We start from the raw sequence: 18,279 nt of genomic DNA, 5'->3' as shown, positions 1-18,279 counted from the left end.
TATTTTTTTATAAACCTTGTAGTTTTAGTCGGTTGGCATGTTGACGGTAAACATCTACTGGATCTGGAGCAAACAGGTTTTTCAATCCTAGTACCATATTCACTTCATCCAGATGATTCCAGTTGTAGTTATCACGAATGGTTTTACCGAACTTGGCGCTACAGCGTGATACTAGGCCATCATTTTCTTTACCCCCATCAATGAGCAAAGCAGTGACTTTAAGTGCTGAGTCAGGATCAAGCAGGTTAGTGACTTGGCCTACACCTGTGAATGAATAATTGTAAATCTGCCCATCCGCATGCTTCCAGCTATAAGCACCTTCACCGCAAGCAGTGCTTGGCATACCAATTGGATATTTCTGATTAAATTTTGCAGAGCCTGCCAGGGTTAGACTGCTACCACCCGCCAGAGAGTCATGTGGGAAACTATTTGGATCCAGACCTTGAGCCCAGGTAATAGCTTTAGAAACCAGATTTATCGTACCGAGCAGTGGCGCTTCAATAGCAGTCCCTTCAGCTTTTAGAATCAGGTCTGCAACCGGCGAACCTTTGTGTGGTGCACCTACTGTGGTTAATGAAGCCACCAGCTTAGGTTCTGAACCGGCCACATAACGAATCGTTGGGCCACCATGTGAATGTCCGATCAGGTTGACTTTATCTGCACCGGTAATTGCGGCAATTTCCTTGACCTGCTCCAAAAGTTGTTCACCGCGAATTTCAGATGAGTTAAAAGGGGAGACCCGTGTCGCCCAGACATTCGCACCATTACGGGCCAGATCAGGTAAAATCTGATACCAGTAATCCAGTCCAAACTGTTCAGTGCCAACCTGAATGAAACCCGCCATACCATGTGAAAATACAATCGGATATTTGGTTTTGGCATATTGTGAACTGGCTTTCGCCGTCACCTGACTGGCCTGAGTGGAGGCGTGAGCCGTGAAGCAGGTCGCTGCCATGAGCAGTCCTGCCGTTAATACTCCATATTTCATCATTATTTCCTCATTCTTGTTGTTGTGTTAAGGCGATCCTCGCCATAATGTGGGGAATAGCCAGCTTGAAAGCTGACCCATTCAGCGTTTTGAGTTTTTTTATCTCCTTAGTTTTTTCAAGTGAAAATAACGAAAAAGCCCTTATATCTGCAGATATAAGGGCGATGAAAATTAGAGATTCTGAAGTTTTAAACGATTGGCATGTTGACGGTACATCGCCACCGGATCTGAAGCAAACAGGCCTTTAAGACCAAATATCATATTGGCCAGATCGGTATGGTTCAGCTTGTACTGGTCATTAATCACTTTACCAATGAATGCACTACAACGGGCGACCATGCCATCATTGTCTTTATTGCCATAAGATAGAGGGCCAAGCTGCATCAGGATGGTATCGATGTCCAGTGCATTGGTCGCTTGAGCCACACCGGTCCAAGAATAATAATAGATACCGTTACGGTCTTTTGGTTTCAGATTTTTATTACAGTTTTCTGTGGAGGCTAAGACACCATCCTGCACCATCTGTTTGGCCACGCTAGCATTAAAAGAGCTAGAGCCAGTTTGGGTCAGGGATTTCATGGATGCATCGAAATCAATTTCCAGTTCGGGTTTGAACTGCCCCAGTGTAATGAGCGGTCCAATAATATAATCACCAAGAATATTGAAAGCAGTACGGGTGAGGGTATTGTTCTGAATATCGTCGGCCACTTTAGAGCCATGATAGGTGCCTGCGACCCCTGTAATGGATGCAATCTGCTGCGGTCGAGTTGCTGCTACATAAAGTACTGTCGGCCCTCCATGTGAGTGACCAATAAGATTGATTTTTTCCTTCCCTGTAATTGCCAGCACTTCATCGACCTGATGAATGAGCTGTTCACCACGGTGAGCCGTGGTATTGGCAGGCGACAACTGGGTGGCAAACACGGTCGAGCCATTACGAGCCATATCCGGCAGAATCTGATACCAGTAATCTAAACCAATGGTATCGGTACCTATGCGTTGCCAGCCTAGCCAGCCATGTACCATCAGAATGGGATACTTGGTTTTGGCATAGTCTGATTTGGCTTTTTCAGTGACCTGAACTGCACTTGCTGCTGCCTGGATTTGTGTTGAAAAGCCAAAACCGAGGCCTGCTGCCAAGGAAAGCGCCAGCATCTGTGTTGTTTTAATAAAAGTACGCATAACCGTTCCTTTGTTCATTTTATTGTTATAAAAAGCAATCATTGCTCGGGAGTATTGATGCGCGTTAAATATTGAAGTTGGATGCCTCGATCGTGCAGACCTAATCTTCAATCACGTGCAAAAATTATTATTTTGAAGCAGAAGCATTTTTTCATGCTGATGAGCCAATTCCATGTCATTTTGGGCCACGCCCGGTGAGCATTGATGAGTTCATAAATTTGAAATTTATATACGTATGTATTTTATTGTTAACTCTTTGAAATCTAAGATTGATGAATGTTTAGGCTGAAATAGTTGGAAACAAATAACAATGTTAAAAAAAGTAATCAACCCAAGAAAATCAAGGCTTTCAGAGGAAAATGGCTCTGTTAAACTCTCAAAATAGAGGGTCGTTGTTACTGTTTTTATATATATAAGAGATGAGACAAAAAAGAAAGGGAATAAGAGAAGATATTCGACGCCGTTGCAGTACTGTTTAGCTACGGCGTCAATGAGCAATTTTAGCTGAAAATTAATTGGCAAAGGGTAAGGTCCCTCCCTGATCATGGACCTGTTCAAATGTACCTACACGGAGCCGTTCTTCAGGGCGCTGGAAATGTTTCTGACGCAACTGATCAACTGCCTGCTGTTTGGCATTTTCACTCAGGCCACTTTTTAGGATGTTATCCCGCTCGCCCAAGTAACGCGTCACACTGGATTTCCAATTCGCACGTTCATCATCAAGTTTTTCCAGACGTTGGGTTGCTTCAGGCCCGACCAGATTCAGTCGCATCTGACGGATTTCTTCCGCAGAACCACCACGCGCTTTAATATCAGCCGTAAGTTTGCGTAGATCTTCCAGTTTATTCAGTTGCTCCAGGTTTTCTTGCCAGTCCTGCGGTAACTGTGCAAACAGTTCTTTTAGTTTCTGAGCTTTTTCTGCTTCGCTCAATTTTTTATCCGCCATGACTGCCATACGGTCTAAGGTATATTCATGATAGGTATCTTCAGTGCCAAACAGTCCTTCAATTTCATAATCAGAGAAAAAGCGCTTACGCAGATTCTGGGTGCTGGCATAGATACTGCGGTAGTAAGCTGGATCTTCCTGATCCAGACCTGTAGGTGGAGTCAATTCTCCCAAACCTTGATGATACTGGATATAACGGTCCCAAAGATCCAGAACTTGTGAGAGCGCAGGATCCTGATAATTCTGCTGAATATAAGCTTTAAAATCTCGCTGGATTTGTTCGAGGGTTTTTTCCCCGTACTGGGTAATAAAATATTCAAAACAGTTACGGGTCTGCTCATTAACGATCAGGCGATTGCTGGCATCCATCTGCATCTGGCAATTAATTTCCGTATCCTGCTGGCTTGGACTCGGGAATATGTTATTTACGGGGCCATTGGCCAGTGCTGCTGCCTGTTGAGCGCTGCTTTCATTGGTGGATTGCGGGCCTGAGACATGTGCCTGTGCTTCATCCCTAGGAGCCAGCCATAGAATCAGGGTAATCAAGCACAATACAATGAGCGCAATCACGATCCATAGTTTATATTTCTGCATATCCTATGCACCTTTATTTTAATTATCGGATTATTTTAAATTTTGCATTCGGCAGGATAGGAGATATTGCCCCTTATATGCTGTAGAAAAGTTGTAAATAATTGGCAGGGGTTTTACCATTGCGCCAATTTATAAAATGTCTGACTTTTTGCCATGAAATCTTCATCTCCTAAAATTCAGCGTCGTCATATCAGCGGTGTATTTCTATTAAATAAGCCTCTAGGCATCAGCTCGAATGCTGCATTGCAAAAAGTACGCTGGTTATATCGTGCGCAAAAAGCTGGACATACTGGTGCACTAGATCCATTGGCATCCGGTCTTTTACCGATCTGTCTGGGTGAGGCGACCAAGTTTTCGCATTATCTGCTGGATTCAACTAAGCGTTACCAGACTACAGTTTTTCTAGGACATAGCACTACTACAGGTGATGTCGAAGGGGAAGTTCTGCTGGAAAAACCAGTCCCTGAACTGAATGAAGAGTTGATTCAGGAGACAATTGCCAAATTTGTTGGCGAGATCCAGCAAGTGCCACCGATGTATTCGGCTCTGAAAAAGGAAGGTCGTCCGCTGTACGAGCTGGCGCGTAAGGGCATTGAGATCGAACGTGAAGCACGTCCAATAACCATTTATGCAATTGAGCTTTTATCTTTTACTGAAAATAGTATTACGCTGGATGTGACCTGTTCCAAAGGCACTTATATCCGGGTACTCGGCGAAGATATTGCCAAAGCACTCGGTACCTATGGTCATCTGACGTATCTGCACCGGATTCAAACCGGTCATTTTGACCTTATTCCAAGCTATACCATTGAATATCTGGAAAGCTTGACTGAGACAGAACGTGAAGCGCTATTACTGCCAGCTTATGCACCGGTACAGTATTTCCCGCAGATTCAGGCTCCGGAAGGCCGTGCAGAATATTTTAGCCGAGGTATGGAAAGTAATATCGATCATCCGGCAGAGCCACAGGTGTTGGTCTTTGATGGTGAGAAATGCTTAGGCCTGGCTGAAATCACGGATAAAAAACGTCTGGTACCCAAACGTGTTCTTAATCTCTAGTCGCGTTGAATAACAATGGACATCGAGATTATCCTCAGTCTGGTGCTTTTTGCCTTTATGGCAGGAGCGATTGATGCTGCCGTTGGTGGTGGCGGTTTGATCCAAATCCCGGCAATTATGAGTAGCCTGCCGCAGTTGCAACCCGCCACAGTATTTGGCACTAACAAGCTGGCCTCCATTTTTGGTACAGGCTCGGCAGCCTTTTCCTATCTTAGACAGGTCAAACTGCCATGGGTTTTACTTGGTGTAATTGCGCTGTGCAGCTTTATTAGCTCATTTATTGGAGCAGCCAGTGTCACCTTGATTCCGGTGGATATTCTCAAGCCTTTTGTGCTGATCATGCTGATCGTGATTGCAATCTATACATTCATGAAAAAGCAGTTTGGTCGGGTACACGTCGAGCAAAAGCTGAATAAAAAGATGCTGATATTGGCAGCACTAGGCAGTCTGGCCATCGGTTTTTATGACGGAATTTTTGGCCCGGGGACAGGCAGTTTTTTTATCTTTTTCTTTATTCGTTATCTGAGTGTGGATTTCTTACATGCCTCAGCACTGTCAAAAATTGCCAATTTCACTACCAATCTTGCGGCACTGAGTTTCTTTATTCCTACAGGTCATGTGCTATTTCTGGTGGGTGCCATGATGGCGGCTGCGAATATTTGCGGTTCGCTGTTGGGTGTTAAACTGGCCTTTAAATATGGCAGCGGTTTTATCCGGATTCTATTTCTGACCCTGGTCAGTTTGCTGATTTGTCGTATGGCTTATCAGATGTTTTTAGCCTAAAAATAGATGTAAACTATTCTCAATATTAAAGTTTTTTATACAAATTCGCCTTATAAATATTCCTGAACATTTGCCGGTTTCACTCTATGCTGGAGCAAAGGCATGACAAAAACAGGAGAACAATTACATGACCACCATTTTTGAAGCATTAAGGGAAAGTCATGAGATCCAGCGTGATCTGGCAGAAAAATTACTGCAAACTTCGGGGGATTCACCGGAACGTCGTGAGTTATTCAAGCAGCTGAAGAATGAACTGTTTGCGCATGAAACGGCAGAAGACCGTTACTTTTATATTCCTTTGATGATGACAGATCCCGGCTTGAATATTACCCGTCACGCCTTGGCAGAACATCATGAAATGGATGAAATGATTGAGGAACTGACTGAAACCGAATTTAGTAGCCCTAGCTGGATTGCAATTGCCAAGAGACTCTCAGATAAGGTTCATCATCATTTAAAAGAAGAAGAGCATGCTTTCTTCCAGCAGGCCGGGAAAATTCTGGGAGATGAACAAAAACAGGCTTTAGCTGATCAGTACAAAACTGAATATCAGCGTTATAAAGAAATGAAAAAAGACATGCTGGTTAAAAGCTAATATTGAAATTCAAATTTTCATAATAAAGAAAGATGGTCAAAGTGCCATCTTTCTTTATTATTCAGCTTTCTATTTTTCGGGTTTTATATTTTTGCCGTGCTTCCCGCATGGTCACACCCACTGAAGCCAGCATAATACAAACCAGTGCGACCGTTTGAAGTAGCGTAATTTTTTCACCCAGCAAGATAAAACCTACTAGTGCTGCTAGAGCTGGAGACAGACTGGAAAGCGTGCCATAACTGGTTTTATTCAAGTGCTGGAGCGCTTTTAAATCCAGTGCATAAGGAATGGCGGTTGCCAGTACTGCAATGGTAATGGCCTTGCCCCAATATTGAGTATCAATCAAAGCAGAGGCGTTGTTATATAGTCCGATTGGCAACAAACACAAGGCTGAAATACTGATGGCAATGGTCAGTGCATGCATCCCGATATTTTGCTGTACCACGCGTTGCCCAAAATAGATATACAGGGCCCAGCAGAGGCCGGCTCCTAGGGCACACGCTGCACCAAGCAGGTCAAAGTTACTGCTATTGGCTTCCCCCCATGGCACCATCAGCACGATACCTAAAATTGCCAGTAACACCCAGACATAATCCTTACGATTTTGAATTGAGATTAAGGCCAAGCCTAGCGGGCCAATAAATTCCAGTCCGACAGCAATTCCTTGCGGGAGTTTTCCGAGCGACATATAGAACAAGATATTCATGATGCCCAGAGAAGCGCTATAGCAGAGCAGATCCTGCCATTTCAGGAATTGTAAACGTCGAATAACTTTCCAGGAACGGAACATGACACAGACAATAATGGCGGCAAAGCAGAGCCTTAAAATAGTGACGGTGATCGGGTCAAGCACTAGGAAAAGTTGCTTGGCGAAGGATGCACTGATCTGGTATGAAGTCATGGAGAGAACCATGTACAACACAGCAAGAAGTTGGACGTTTGGCATGGGAGAAACTACTTATACCAGAAGGGTATAATCAAGATACAGAAGAAAGCGGAAGTATATCAAACTGGTTAATTTTTGATGAGTAGGGCAGACGAATATTTTGTGAATGCGAAGCGGATTTTGGATCAGTGAATTTGAATTTTTGATTTCGTCCCCCACCGAAAAAATTAAATTCAACGTTAATTGTTGATGAGATTGTGGTTACAAATTAATCAATTTTTAATTTGATCTTAATTTTATATTTATTAAAATGGCTTAGACCTCATGGTTTGGGTCAACTTTAAAATAACAATGAAAAATAAAATGATGAAAAAATAATAAGGTAGATAATAATGAAATTAAGATTACTTTCTTGTGCTGTCTTGAGCCTTATGCTGACTGCATGTGGTGGCTCTGATTCTGATAATAACGAGCCAGTCGCAGGTCAACCCACCCCAACCAATCCTGGTAATCCGAGCAATCCTAGAACTCCAGATAATGGTGATGGAACATCAGATACAATTTCAGAATTCTATACCTATCAGTTCAACCTACCGAATATTGATGCTTCAGATATGGAGTCGGAAAAGCTTCTATTGGCCAGTCATAAAAATAAAATTACTGACGGCATCTTGTATGCAGATAATAACCGGGCTGTTGATACTGAATATGATCTTGATGAAGACATGACTTTCCCAATTTATGTCACAGAAAAAGGCGTATTCCCTGCAGATCGTGCCCGTACAGCATTAGGTTATAAACTGGAAAAAGTACTGGAAAATACTTCTGAACAATTTACCAGTCGTCCCGTCACTATTCCGGAAAATAACATCAGCAATCATCGACACCTGGAGTGGTACGACCTGTCAGGTAAAGCCTTAACTGAACGTACCAATATTGCTGTCGTGAAGATGTATGACGATACCGAAACCAGAGTTTTCTTTGATACTGATACTACCGATGCTGAGCGTAAATATTACAATCAGTTTGCTACCAATTTTGTCGGTTTGCAGAAGGCGCGTACTTTCCCGAACGGATCTAAATGTTTCCGTATTCTGGCAGAACATCCTGAGGAAGACTTTATTGAATTTGATCCGGATATCAAAACTGGCTATCGTACACTGGCTGAATGGCAGACAGGCGAGTCTGTTCAAGAGATGGCGAAAACCATTTTAGATGGTACGATGGCTAATCTGAAATTTAAAAAAGCCGAATATAAAGACGATGCGCAGCAATATTACAAATACTTTGGGGCAATCGAATATCAGGATGAAATTTATTCCAGTACTTTCTCGGAACATGGAGAGCATATTGATCATGCCGATTATATTGCTCAGGCAAGAAAAGCTGCCTTGGACAATTTAAGGGAAGAGGGTGCAACTCCTCTAATGCTTAAATGGACAGATTACCTGTATGACCATCTTGCTTCGGCATGTGATGGCTATAATGTGACAGCAGCTACTGCATTAAATACGGCTATTAAAGATGCAACGCCACGCTAAAATTAAATCAATCATCTTAAAAAAGGCGCTTGAGCGCCTTTTTTATTTAATGCTTTCTTCTTTGTGTGGTCACCGTACAGCCAATCGACGCACTGATAATAGTGGCCAGTGCCAGCCATTGCGTCCACAATAAAGTCTCGCCTAAGAATACGAAACCGGAGAGTGCTGCAACCGCAGGTTCCAGGCTCATTAGAGTGCCAAAACTCAAGGCAGTTAAATTACGCAGTGCAATCATTTCCAAAGTAAAGGGTAAGGCACTGGCAAGAGCAGCCAAAATAACAAAATACATGAGGCTACTTGGCTCAAACACATGAGCAGGCATTCCCGCGAACAGGGCAATCGGCATCAGCACCAGCGTGCCCACAAACATGCCCAGACACACGGTATGATTCCCTGATACACCAGAAGGTTTTTGTCCGGCCACGATATATAGTGCCCAACAGGAACCCGCGCCTAAGGCTAACAGGATGCCAATCGGATCAAGCGGCTGTGCAGTCTGATCAAAGGGAAACAACAGCACCAGCCCTATAATTGCCAGTCCGACCCAGATAAAATCAAACTTCTGCCGGGCATGAAAAAGCGCAACACTTAAGGGCCCAATAAATTCAAAAGAAACTGCAATACCAAGTGGCAGGCGATCAATCGCCAGATAGAACAGCATATTCATGCCAGCCAACGCGATGCCATAACTGATAATCGCTGACCATTTCACCTGACGGAAATTGATTTGCCAGATTTTAAAAATCAACGCCAACACGGCTGCACCTAAGAGCAGGCGCATGGCTGAAACGGTCAGGATCGGGAACTGGCCAAACAGATATTTGGCAAAGGAGCCACTGCTTTGCATGCTGATCATGGCGATTAGCAAAATCAGTGGCGCTTGCACCATCGGTGCAATTTTAAAATCTGGCATGACTAAATTTGGCTTCGAAGTAATCGAATACAGCGCACAGGAGCGGACTGTACTCAGGGAAAATAAATCCCTAAAAAATAAAAAAAACCGCAGACCGAAGCCTGCGGTTTTTTCAGTAGTTGAATTAGAACAATACGCGTACGCGAATCGTGCCTTCAACTTCGTGTAGCGTATCAAGTGCTTCTTTAGATGCAGTCGCATCTACATCCATTACGAGGTAACCTACATCACCTTTGGTCATTAAAGACTGACCAGAGATGTTGATGCCGTGTTCAGCAAACAGATTGTTAATCTTAGACAGAACACCCGGGATGTTTTTGTGGATGTGAAGCAGACGGTGTTTGCCTTCAGTTAATGGAAGCGCGATTTCTGGGAAGTTCACCGCAGAAAGCGTCATACCTTTATCTGAATAAGCTACAAATTTCTCAGCAACTTCCAGACCGATGTTTGCCTGAGCTTCCATCGTAGAACCGCCCACGTGTGGAGTCAGGATCACATTTGGAATGTTGCGTAGTGGAGAAACGAATTCTTCGCCATTTGCTTTAGGCTCTTTAGGGAATACGTCAACCGCAGCACCTGCAAGGTGGCCAGATTTCAACGCTTCAGCCAGATCTTCGATCACAACACATGTACCACGTGCCGCATTGATGAAGATTGAGCCTTCTTTCATTTGCGCGAATTGTTCTTTGGTCATGAAGTTACGTGTAGACGGAACATCAGGAACGTGAATAGAAACAACATCAGCATTTGCAAGAAGTTCGCCCATTGTGCCGACCTGACGTGCATTACCGAGTGGTAATTTAGTCACTGTGTCGAAATAGATCACTTTCATACCCAGGCTTTCAGCAAGGACAGAAAGTTGTGAACCAATTGAACCGTAACCAACGATACCTAAAGTCTTACCACGAGTTTCAAACGAACCTACAGCAGATTTGTTCCAGCCGCCTGCATGTGTATCTGTAGATTTTTCAGGTACACGGCGAAGCAAAAGAATCGCTTCAGCAAGTACAAGTTCAGCAACTGAACGTGTATTTGAATACGGTGCGTTAAATACCGGAATACCGCGACGCATTGCTGCATCCAGATTCACTTGGTTGGTACCGATACAGAAACAACCTACCGCGATCAGTTTGTTCGCAGCTTCAAACACTTCTTCAGTGAGCTGAGTACGGGAACGGATACCAATGAAGTGTGCATCTTTAATCGCTTCTTTCAGTGCTTCACCCTCAAGCGCTGTTTTGCGATAGTCGATATTGGTATATCCAGCTGCATTCAATGTGTCGATTGCGTTCTGGTGAACGCCTTCTAACAATAGAAAACGGATTTTATCTTTAGGTAGAGATAGATGTTGGCTCATTACGGCTCCGCTACAAAGGCCAAATTTAGTCGCCGTATAATAGCACAGGAATGGAGCGGTTATACATTTCCTTGATGACTACAATATCAGCTATTTTTGCAAGTGATAGTAGTGAAAATGATAGAGCTGGTTGAATTAAACTATCATTTTCAAAGGTATATTATCAAAATTGTCATTTTTTAAGGGAAAGCGCCAAAAATAGCTTATAATATTGCGCCATGCTGTTTAAGCTGCCAGTTTTGGTGCTTTAATCATCATGTTTCGCCTGCTTTGTATACAGGTTTTAATGCCTGAAAAATATACGAATAAACCGGCGAGGTCTCTCTTGTTTAATTCATGCTAGGTCTGCAAACGATGAATGCTCCAGTCGCTTTAACCCCAGAGTTATTGACCCAATTGACTGCAATTGTGGGTGAAAACCGTATTAAAACTGATGCGGACAGCCTCCAGAATTGGGGTCGTGATCATACCAAACACTTTGATCCAAACCCATCGGTCATCGTTTTCCCATCTTCGACTGAACAGGTTCAAGCAATTGTGAAGCTTGCCAATCAGTTCAATGTTGCAGTGACTCCATCAGGTGGTCGTACAGGTCTATCTGCAGGCGCTGTCGCTGCGAATGGCGAGATTGTGGTAAGCATGGACAAGATGAACCAGATTCTGGAATTCTTCCCGGCAGACCGTATGGTGCGCGTACAGGCAGGTGTGGTGACTGAACAGTTGCAAAACTATGCTGAAGAGCAGGGCATGTATTACCCGGTTGATTTTGCCTCTTCTGGTTCAAGCCAGATCGGCGGGAACATCGGCACCAATGCCGGCGGGATTAAAGTGATCAAATACGGCATGACCCGTAATTGGGTGCTAGGCCTGACCGTGGTGACTGGTAAAGGTGATGTACTGCGTCTAAACAAGGGCATGATCAAGAACGCGACTGGTTATGCGTTACAACATCTGTTCATCGGTGGTGAAGGTACCTTAGGGTTAGTCACTGAAGCAGAAATCAAACTTGAGCGTCAGCCACACGACCTGCAAGTGCTGGTACTGGGTGTACCTGATTTTGATGCGATCATGCCAGTATTGCATGCCTTCCAGGCGAAAATCGACCTGACTGCATTTGAGTTCTTCGGTGAGCTGGCGATGCAAAAAGTATTGGCCAATGGTCACGTACAGCGTCCATTTGAAACTGAATGTCCCTTCTATGTATTGCTTGAGTTTGAAGCGCCGTTTGAGCCGATTATGGACAAGGCGATGGAAATCTTCGAGCACTGTATGGAACAGGGCTGGGTGCTGGATGGCGTGATGAGCCAAAGTCTTGAGCAAGTACACAGCTTATGGCGTCTACGTGAAGACATTTCTGAGTCGATTGCTCCATTTATTCCATACAAAAATGACATCTCTGTACTGATCACTCACGTACCGGCATTCATTAAAGAAATCGATGCGATCGTGAATGAAAACTACCCAGATTTCGAAATCTGCTGGTTCGGTCATATCGGTGACGGTAACCTGCACTTGAATATCCTGAAACCGGCTGACCTGACCAAAAATGAATTCTTTGCGAAATGCCAAGTCGTGAACAAGTACGTATTTGATACTGTGAAAAAATATGACGGTTCAATTTCTGCGGAACATGGTGTGGGTATGACCAAGAAACCTTATCTTGAATACACCCGTTCAGCTGAAGAAATCGAATACATGAAAGCCTTGAAAAAAGTGTTCGATCCAAATGGCATCATGAACCCAGGCAAACTATTCGATCTTTAATCAGAATAGATTTACAAAAGCGCATCGAAAGGTGCGCTTTTTTTATTGCTTTGTAACTGGACTTACAGAGTCTAAATAGCGTTAAGCTGAAAAGCCCGGCATGATAATTTCTGCATAATAAAGATAATCTGGGTTAAACAATATGTTACGGTTATTGGCGGTTACAATTTTAGGTCTGGGTGTGATGACATCAGGTTGTACAACCACCCAGAAAGTGATTGCAAAAGTGCAGTCTTCTTCAGATACACCTTTGGATCAGGTACTTAAAATGAGGCCTGACCTGCGTGAAGAACTGGCAACAGTCGAGATACGTCAGTTCTTTAATCGTGTTGAGTCACCGACGGTTGGACAGGTAAAAGTAACTGAAACAGGTTTGATGGATGACTCGGTGAGATCAATTCAGACCATTTATCATTTTAGGAAAGAAGAGAAAAACTGGAAAATGCACAATACTGAAAAGCTCTATCAGTGTGTACGCGGTTCAAATACAAAAACTTTCCAGAAGGCAGTCTGTCCATAATAATGTTTGATCTTTAAACAAAACTTCGTTAAAAGCGTATCTTCAGGATGCGCTTTTTTGTTTTTGGAAAAATAATAGATATTCGTAAATTAGTATCGAAGGATTTAGATGAATTAGCGACAAAATTTTTAAAAAATATAGAATATAAAATATCTAAAAATGATAGCGCTTTTGAACAGCTTTTGAAATTGAAACATTGGTTTATAGAAGATAAACCAAGAAAAATTAGCTTTGCTAAAGATTTTTCAATACCCATTGAGAATGAGGCTGGATTTAAATTATTAATAGAGAAGTTTATTCATGGTAAAGGAGGAATTTATCAACATCAAAGTCGAAAGTTATTTAATGGAAATGCAAGAGACTTAATGCTTTATGACTTCGGTATTCATCATTTACATTTAGGTGTCTATCAAGATCCTAAACATAAAAAAATGGTAAAAGGGACAAAGACAGTTATATTTGCTTATATAAATGAAGAAGAAATATTTTTTATTAGATCGGCAGTACATGGAGAGTGGCATTTACAAAACAGTTTGGAGATTTTAGACAATGAAAGACCAGATTTAATTTCCCATAGAAAAGTAAATGGTATACAAGGCTCTACCTTAACGGATGATGAAATTTTATTCTTTAGAAATAAATCAATAAACTACTTTATTAAGATTAATGATTCTACATATTGTTCGGAATCAGCTTTTAATTTCTATGGTTCAATCCAGGTTATGATGAAATATGACGATATTTGTCTAGATGTTGAGAAAATCATTAATGATGAAATAAATAAATTAAAGTTAAGTTATCCATTAGAAGATGAAAATTTGTTTATTAAAATTACAGACTTTAATTTTGATAACCTTCAAGATTTTCAATTTGAAATTGAAATAAAAGGTCAGAAAAAGATAGTTTTTAATGTTAATTAAATGAAAATATTTGCATTCTAGTAAATTAATTTTTGTTAATATTTTGAGAAATTGTTGATTTTTTAGCTCACAGTAATCCTCGCAGACTTCAAAATCAAACTCTGCTAAACTGCTCTCATTTATTGAAATCTAGCTCTTTTAAAATTCTAAAAAAAGAGTAAATGAGCCTTAACTCTCCCATGCAAAACGCCCAAACCCACAAACTGACCCGTGCCACACTGATGTTTCCTCTGGCACTGGTGCTGTTTGAATTCTCCGTCTATATCTGTAATGACCTGATCCAGCCGGCCATGTTGGCCATTACCCGTGATTTTGGCGTAAGCAGTTCCTGGGCACCATCTTCTATGTCCTTTTTCCTGTTAGGTGGGGCATTTGTTGCCGCAATTTTAGGACCCTTATCAGACCGATTAGGCCGTAAAAAAGTCCTGCTCGGTGGCGTAGCATTTTTTGTAATCTGCTGTCTGGCGATTTTACTTACACCGAATATTCAAAGCTTTCTGTTCCTGCGCTTTTTACAAGGTTTTGGTTTGTCCTTTATTGCTGCTGTGGGTTATGCCGCGATTCAGGAAAGTTTTGAAGAACGCGATGCCATTAAAGTGATGGCGCTTATGGCCAATGTCTCCTTGCTGGCACCCCTTTTAGGGCCAGTGGTTGGTGCTTTTATGATTGATCATGTCTCATGGCATTGGGGCTTTATCGGCATCGCTTGTCTGGCATTTGTGAGCTGGTTTGGACTGAAAGCGAAAATGCCAAATCCGAATATCAGTATTCCCAAACAGCCACTTAGCTATATTGTCGATGACTTTAAGCAGGTTCTGAAAAATAAACGCTTTGTGATCATGACCATGGCATTGCCACTGGTGAGCTTGCCATTGATGCTATGGATTGCCTTATCTCCTGTGATTCTGGTTGAAGAATTGGGCTTGAGCAGCATGCAATATGGCCTGGCTCAGTTTCCGGTATTGGGTGGCCTGATTCTGGGCAATATCATTCTGCTGAAAATTATCGACAAGATGCCGCTCGGTAAAACAGTAATGCTGGGTGTGCCATTGATGCTGTTCGGAACCATTTTGTTGTTAGTGGGAATGTTGATTCCAGACTATTTTCTGCATTGTCTGATTATCGGTACCACTTGCATCAGTCTGGGTGAAGGGATCAGCTTCTCAGTATTGTACCGTTTTGCGCTGATGTCATCTGAGGTGTCTAAAGGCACGGTTGCGGCAACGGTATCTATCTTGATGATGCTGAGTTTCTTTATCGTGATTGAAGTGGTCAGGATCGTTTATGAAGTTTTTGATCTCTGGGCTTATTGCGGTGCCTCGTTTATTTTAATTGCACTCTGGTTTAGCTTGCCACGTATGCAGCTAAAACAGGTGATGCTGGAAAGAAAAGGGCGAGGGGAGTTTTAAAAGAATTTCTCCCTTTTAAATGTTTAATCGAATGAAGCTATTTACTTTATATGCCTCAAATAAAAGTATGGAATGTTCTATCTCCCAATTGGAGAGAGTTAGAGAGGGACATATTAATAAAATAACCTCACCCTTGCGCAGCAGTGCTGCTCATCTCCTAAAAGGAGAGAAAACGTCCATGATGGATTTAATAATAATTAGAATTCAAAAGTTAAGCTTCAGCCGGCTGCTCCAACTTCTTTAATTTCATATCAAAGATAAATGGTCCAAACGGCAGAATTGACGCGATCAAGCCCAGAATAAACATACTCAGAGACCATTTCTGTTTTTCACAGACCGCAAATAACACCACAAGAAAAAGCACGAAAAGAACGCCGTGACCCATGCCGATATATTTCACCAGAATCGGGTTATCCATCATGTATTTGACCGGCATGGCAATAAATAACAACAGCAGAAATGAAATACCTTCAAGCAATCCAACCAGACGTAAAGTTTTAATATTCACGCGCGCTCACTCTTCTATGTCCTATTCAATCAGGCTTGAGTGTACCCAATCTGCCGATTTAAGCAAAAGAAATTTATAAAATAAAATGAATTATTTTAGATACTTATATCCTAGTAATCTGCTTGGTTATTTGATTTCAACCGCCAGTAACTGCTGCCTTAAAGACAATAATTCAGGCAAGGTTTCCAGTAACAGACTGATCTGTTTAAGTACTAGCAGCAGGTGGGTGGAAATATGTTCCTGCTGACTCAGCTGCCGGATTTCTGACAACTGGCCTTGAATGTCCTGCTGCGGTACATTTTCAGGATTTGACAGGGCATTAGTTAAAGTCTGCTGACAGGCAGAAAGCAGTTGCAGAATCTGCGGATCAGATACTTGTTCACGATGGCTACCCAATGCGGAAATATAACTGAGCTGACTGTGACTATAAACCAGATAGCGAAAGGCATTGCGAATCAGCACCGGATCGGGATTCGGTTCAGTACTCAGACTGGAAATCATATTGGAAAGGTCAATCTGGGCATTGTGGGCCAAACGACGCGCTGTCCGATAAGCAATACTGTTATTTTTGCCATGCTGATATTGCTCCAGAATAGCCAGTAAATAGTTCAGCGTCGCTTGGGAAGACTTTTTAATATTGCTGGAAATATTCCGGAAATTCCAGTCAGGCCAGATACAACTGACCGCCAGCCAGGCAATCAGACAACCAATCAGGGTATCGATAATACGTGGCAGAATGACTGCATAGCCAGCGCCTTTCAGATTGAAAATCAGCAGTACCACCAAGGTTGCCATCAATGTGGCCATGGCATATTTCTTGGAACGCAAATAGAAAAAACCGACACCGAAAATCACAGTAAGCAGCAACTGGCCTTCAATACTTGGTACAAAATACAGGATCGGGATGCCTAAAATGACGCCGAGTAATGTACCTAAAGTCCGCAGTTTTAACCGGCTTTTAGTGGCGAAATAACTGATCTGACACACAAATAAACTGGTCAGTAATATCCAGTAGCCATTTTTGGCAAAGGGCAATAGGGAAATGGCATAGCCAACCAGAAAGACCAAAGCGATCCGCACCGCATGACGAAACAGCGCCGATTGTGGTCCCAAATGGGGTTTTAATTTCAGCCAAAAATCTGCGGGTCCACGCAGGTCATCATCAAACAGGCTGGAATCATCAAAATGCTTTGGATAATCCGGACGGTAAATGGCTTGTCCATCCTGCAAATGTTGCAGCTGTTCATGCACACTCAGCAGATTACTCAGAATGAGCTGTAAGTTTTTCACTTCAATATTCTGGGGATGCTGAACAATCCAGTCCTGCATGGAAGCTTCTAATGCTTTGAGTGCCAGCTGATGCTGTTCAGGAAGCTGATAAGTTTCATTACGCAATACGCAAGCAGCCAATTGCTGGCAAGCAAGTGCCTGTAAATGGATATTTTTCTGAATGCGAAAAATCAGGTCGGTACGGCTAAAATGCTGGTGAATCTGCTCATAATGCAGATAGTTGGCAGTTGCCTGCTCATGAATATCCTGAGTCAGAAAATAAAGGTTCAGCCAGTAAATGGTCTTATGATTCGGACGCGAGGCTTTGAGTCGGGTCAGTAAAGAATCTTTGGTACGGTTAAAGCTTTCAATCACTTGAGTATTTTTTAAAGAAAGTTCGTAGAGCAATGGCTCGACATTATTCTGATTATCGGGATCAAATAATTTGGCTTTAGTCGATAGCAGCTCCGCCATCTGTTGCAGATTGATGGACAAATTTTCCTGAACCTGCAAGGTGGGGCGAATCAGGTAAAACAGAATAGAAGTCAGGCCATACCACAGCACCCCAACTATAAAATACAGCGGCTGTTCGTACCAGTGCGCATATTCTCCCAAGCCAAACATGGTGTAAATGGACAGCAATACAGTGCCAAAAGAAATGGTGGCATAGCGCTGTCCCAAAGCACCCATCAAGATAAATACAGCACTAGAAATTGATAACCAGAGCGAAAACCAGATTTTATAGGGATGCAGAAATTCCAGCATGCTACTGACTGCAAAAAACAGCAGCATGACCAGCCCCAGATTGCGTAGCCTTAAACTTAAACGGTCATCAAAATCGGTTAGAGCAGTGGCAATTGCCCCTAAAGTGACCGGAACAATCAAGGTCTCATAGCCGAGAAGTTTTAGGCCAAAAGTTGTCCCTGAAAGCACAATGAACATCTGCAAACAGTAAGTCATTAAGGCACTGGACTGAAAAAGCAACAGGGCTTTTTTAAGTATATGATGAAGAGGATGCAACATGGAATCTGAGCTATTCACAAGA

16 protein-coding genes are annotated in these 18,279 nt (G+C 42.5%); 8 read left to right on the top strand and 8 right to left on the bottom strand.

Going from position 1 to position 18,279, the window contains the following annotated elements; translation table 11 throughout:
- Positions 1-7 precede the first annotated feature (7 nt).
- From RJ01_RS00530 to RJ01_RS00520, 3 genes are all read right to left on the bottom strand, one after another.
- Positions 8-988 carry a triacylglycerol lipase gene (locus RJ01_RS00530; protein ID WP_034169806.1) on the bottom strand — a complete coding sequence of 327 codons (981 nt, stop codon included), beginning with the start codon at positions 986-988 and terminating at the stop codon, positions 8-10.
- Between the two features lie 171 nt (positions 989-1,159).
- Positions 1,160-2,170 carry a triacylglycerol lipase gene (locus RJ01_RS00525; protein ID WP_034169704.1) on the bottom strand — a complete coding sequence of 337 codons (1,011 nt, stop codon included), beginning with the start codon at positions 2,168-2,170 and terminating at the stop codon, positions 1,160-1,162.
- A gap of 511 nt (positions 2,171-2,681) precedes the next feature.
- The gene (locus RJ01_RS00520; RefSeq protein ID WP_034169703.1) at positions 2,682-3,710 is read right to left on the bottom strand and encodes a lipase secretion chaperone; all 1,029 of its coding nucleotides are present in this window, start codon (positions 3,708-3,710) and stop codon (positions 2,682-2,684) included.
- A gap of 153 nt (positions 3,711-3,863) precedes the next feature.
- On the opposite strand from RJ01_RS00520, the gene truB reads away from it, so the two are divergent.
- The 3 genes from truB (at position 3,864) to RJ01_RS00505 (ending at position 6,147) form a co-directional block, all read left to right on the top strand.
- Positions 3,864-4,769 carry a tRNA pseudouridine(55) synthase TruB gene (gene truB / locus RJ01_RS00515; protein WP_034169702.1) on the top strand — a complete coding sequence of 302 codons (906 nt, stop codon included), beginning with the start codon at positions 3,864-3,866 and terminating at the stop codon, positions 4,767-4,769.
- A 15-nt stretch (positions 4,770-4,784) separates the two neighbouring features.
- On the top strand, positions 4,785-5,552 hold the full coding sequence (locus tag RJ01_RS00510; protein WP_034169701.1) for a TSUP family transporter: 768 nt from the start codon (positions 4,785-4,787) through the stop codon (positions 5,550-5,552).
- 127 nt (positions 5,553-5,679) lie between these two features.
- Complete coding sequence (locus RJ01_RS00505; RefSeq protein WP_005233643.1) at positions 5,680-6,147, top strand: hemerythrin domain-containing protein; 468 nt, start codon at positions 5,680-5,682, stop codon at positions 6,145-6,147.
- Between the two features lie 61 nt (positions 6,148-6,208).
- On the opposite strand, the gene RJ01_RS00500 is transcribed toward RJ01_RS00505, so the two are convergent.
- Positions 6,209-7,093: a DMT family transporter gene (locus RJ01_RS00500; protein ID WP_034169700.1), complete on the bottom strand. Its 885-nt coding sequence runs from the start codon at positions 7,091-7,093 to the stop codon at positions 6,209-6,211.
- 332 nt (positions 7,094-7,425) lie between these two features.
- Here RJ01_RS00500 and RJ01_RS00495 point away from each other — a divergent pair, with 332 nt between their 5' ends.
- Entirely contained in the window at positions 7,426-8,574 is a 1,149-nt protein-coding gene (locus tag RJ01_RS00495; RefSeq protein WP_034169699.1) for a hypothetical protein, read from the top strand.
- A gap of 46 nt (positions 8,575-8,620) precedes the next feature.
- Here RJ01_RS00495 and RJ01_RS00490 read toward each other — a convergent pair whose 3' ends face one another.
- Both RJ01_RS00490 and serA read right to left on the bottom strand, forming a co-directional pair.
- On the bottom strand, positions 8,621-9,487 hold the full coding sequence (locus RJ01_RS00490) for a DMT family transporter (RefSeq protein WP_034169698.1): 867 nt from the start codon (positions 9,485-9,487) through the stop codon (positions 8,621-8,623).
- 124 nt (positions 9,488-9,611) lie between these two features.
- A complete protein-coding gene (serA, locus tag RJ01_RS00485) occupies positions 9,612-10,844 on the bottom strand; it encodes a phosphoglycerate dehydrogenase (RefSeq protein WP_004787044.1) in 1,233 nt (410 codons plus the stop codon).
- Positions 10,845-11,198: 354 nt separating this feature from the next.
- Between serA and RJ01_RS00480 the strand changes: the two genes are divergently transcribed.
- The 4 genes from RJ01_RS00480 (at position 11,199) to RJ01_RS00465 (ending at position 15,457) form a co-directional block, all read left to right on the top strand.
- Positions 11,199-12,608, top strand: a complete 1,410-nt coding sequence (locus RJ01_RS00480; protein ID WP_034169805.1) for an FAD-binding oxidoreductase — start codon at positions 11,199-11,201, stop codon at positions 12,606-12,608.
- Between the two features lie 142 nt (positions 12,609-12,750).
- Complete coding sequence (locus tag RJ01_RS00475) at positions 12,751-13,128, top strand: hypothetical protein (protein WP_004787040.1); 378 nt, start codon at positions 12,751-12,753, stop codon at positions 13,126-13,128.
- Positions 13,129-13,175: 47 nt separating this feature from the next.
- Positions 13,176-14,048, top strand: coding sequence for a hypothetical protein (locus RJ01_RS00470; RefSeq protein ID WP_034169697.1), 873 nt, complete (start codon positions 13,176-13,178; stop codon positions 14,046-14,048).
- Positions 14,049-14,227: 179 nt separating this feature from the next.
- Positions 14,228-15,457 (top strand): MFS transporter, encoded by a 1,230-nt coding sequence (locus RJ01_RS00465; protein WP_034169696.1) that lies wholly within the window; start codon positions 14,228-14,230, stop codon positions 15,455-15,457.
- 211 nt (positions 15,458-15,668) lie between these two features.
- Here the strand turns inward: RJ01_RS00465 and RJ01_RS00460 are convergent, their stop codons facing one another.
- Together RJ01_RS00460 and yccS are read right to left on the bottom strand one after the other, a co-directional pair.
- Complete coding sequence (locus tag RJ01_RS00460) at positions 15,669-15,965, bottom strand: DUF3817 domain-containing protein (protein WP_004787034.1); 297 nt, start codon at positions 15,963-15,965, stop codon at positions 15,669-15,671.
- A 126-nt stretch (positions 15,966-16,091) separates the two neighbouring features.
- Positions 16,092-18,257: a YccS family putative transporter gene (gene yccS / locus RJ01_RS00455; protein ID WP_034169695.1), complete on the bottom strand. Its 2,166-nt coding sequence runs from the start codon at positions 18,255-18,257 to the stop codon at positions 16,092-16,094.
- Positions 18,258-18,279 lie beyond the last annotated feature (22 nt).

The sequence above is a fragment of the Acinetobacter sp. YZS-X1-1 genome, assembly GCF_000804305.1.
Taxonomy (GTDB): Bacteria; Pseudomonadota; Gammaproteobacteria; order Pseudomonadales; family Moraxellaceae; genus Acinetobacter; species Acinetobacter variabilis.
This window is presented reverse-complemented; position numbering and strand designations above follow the sequence as displayed.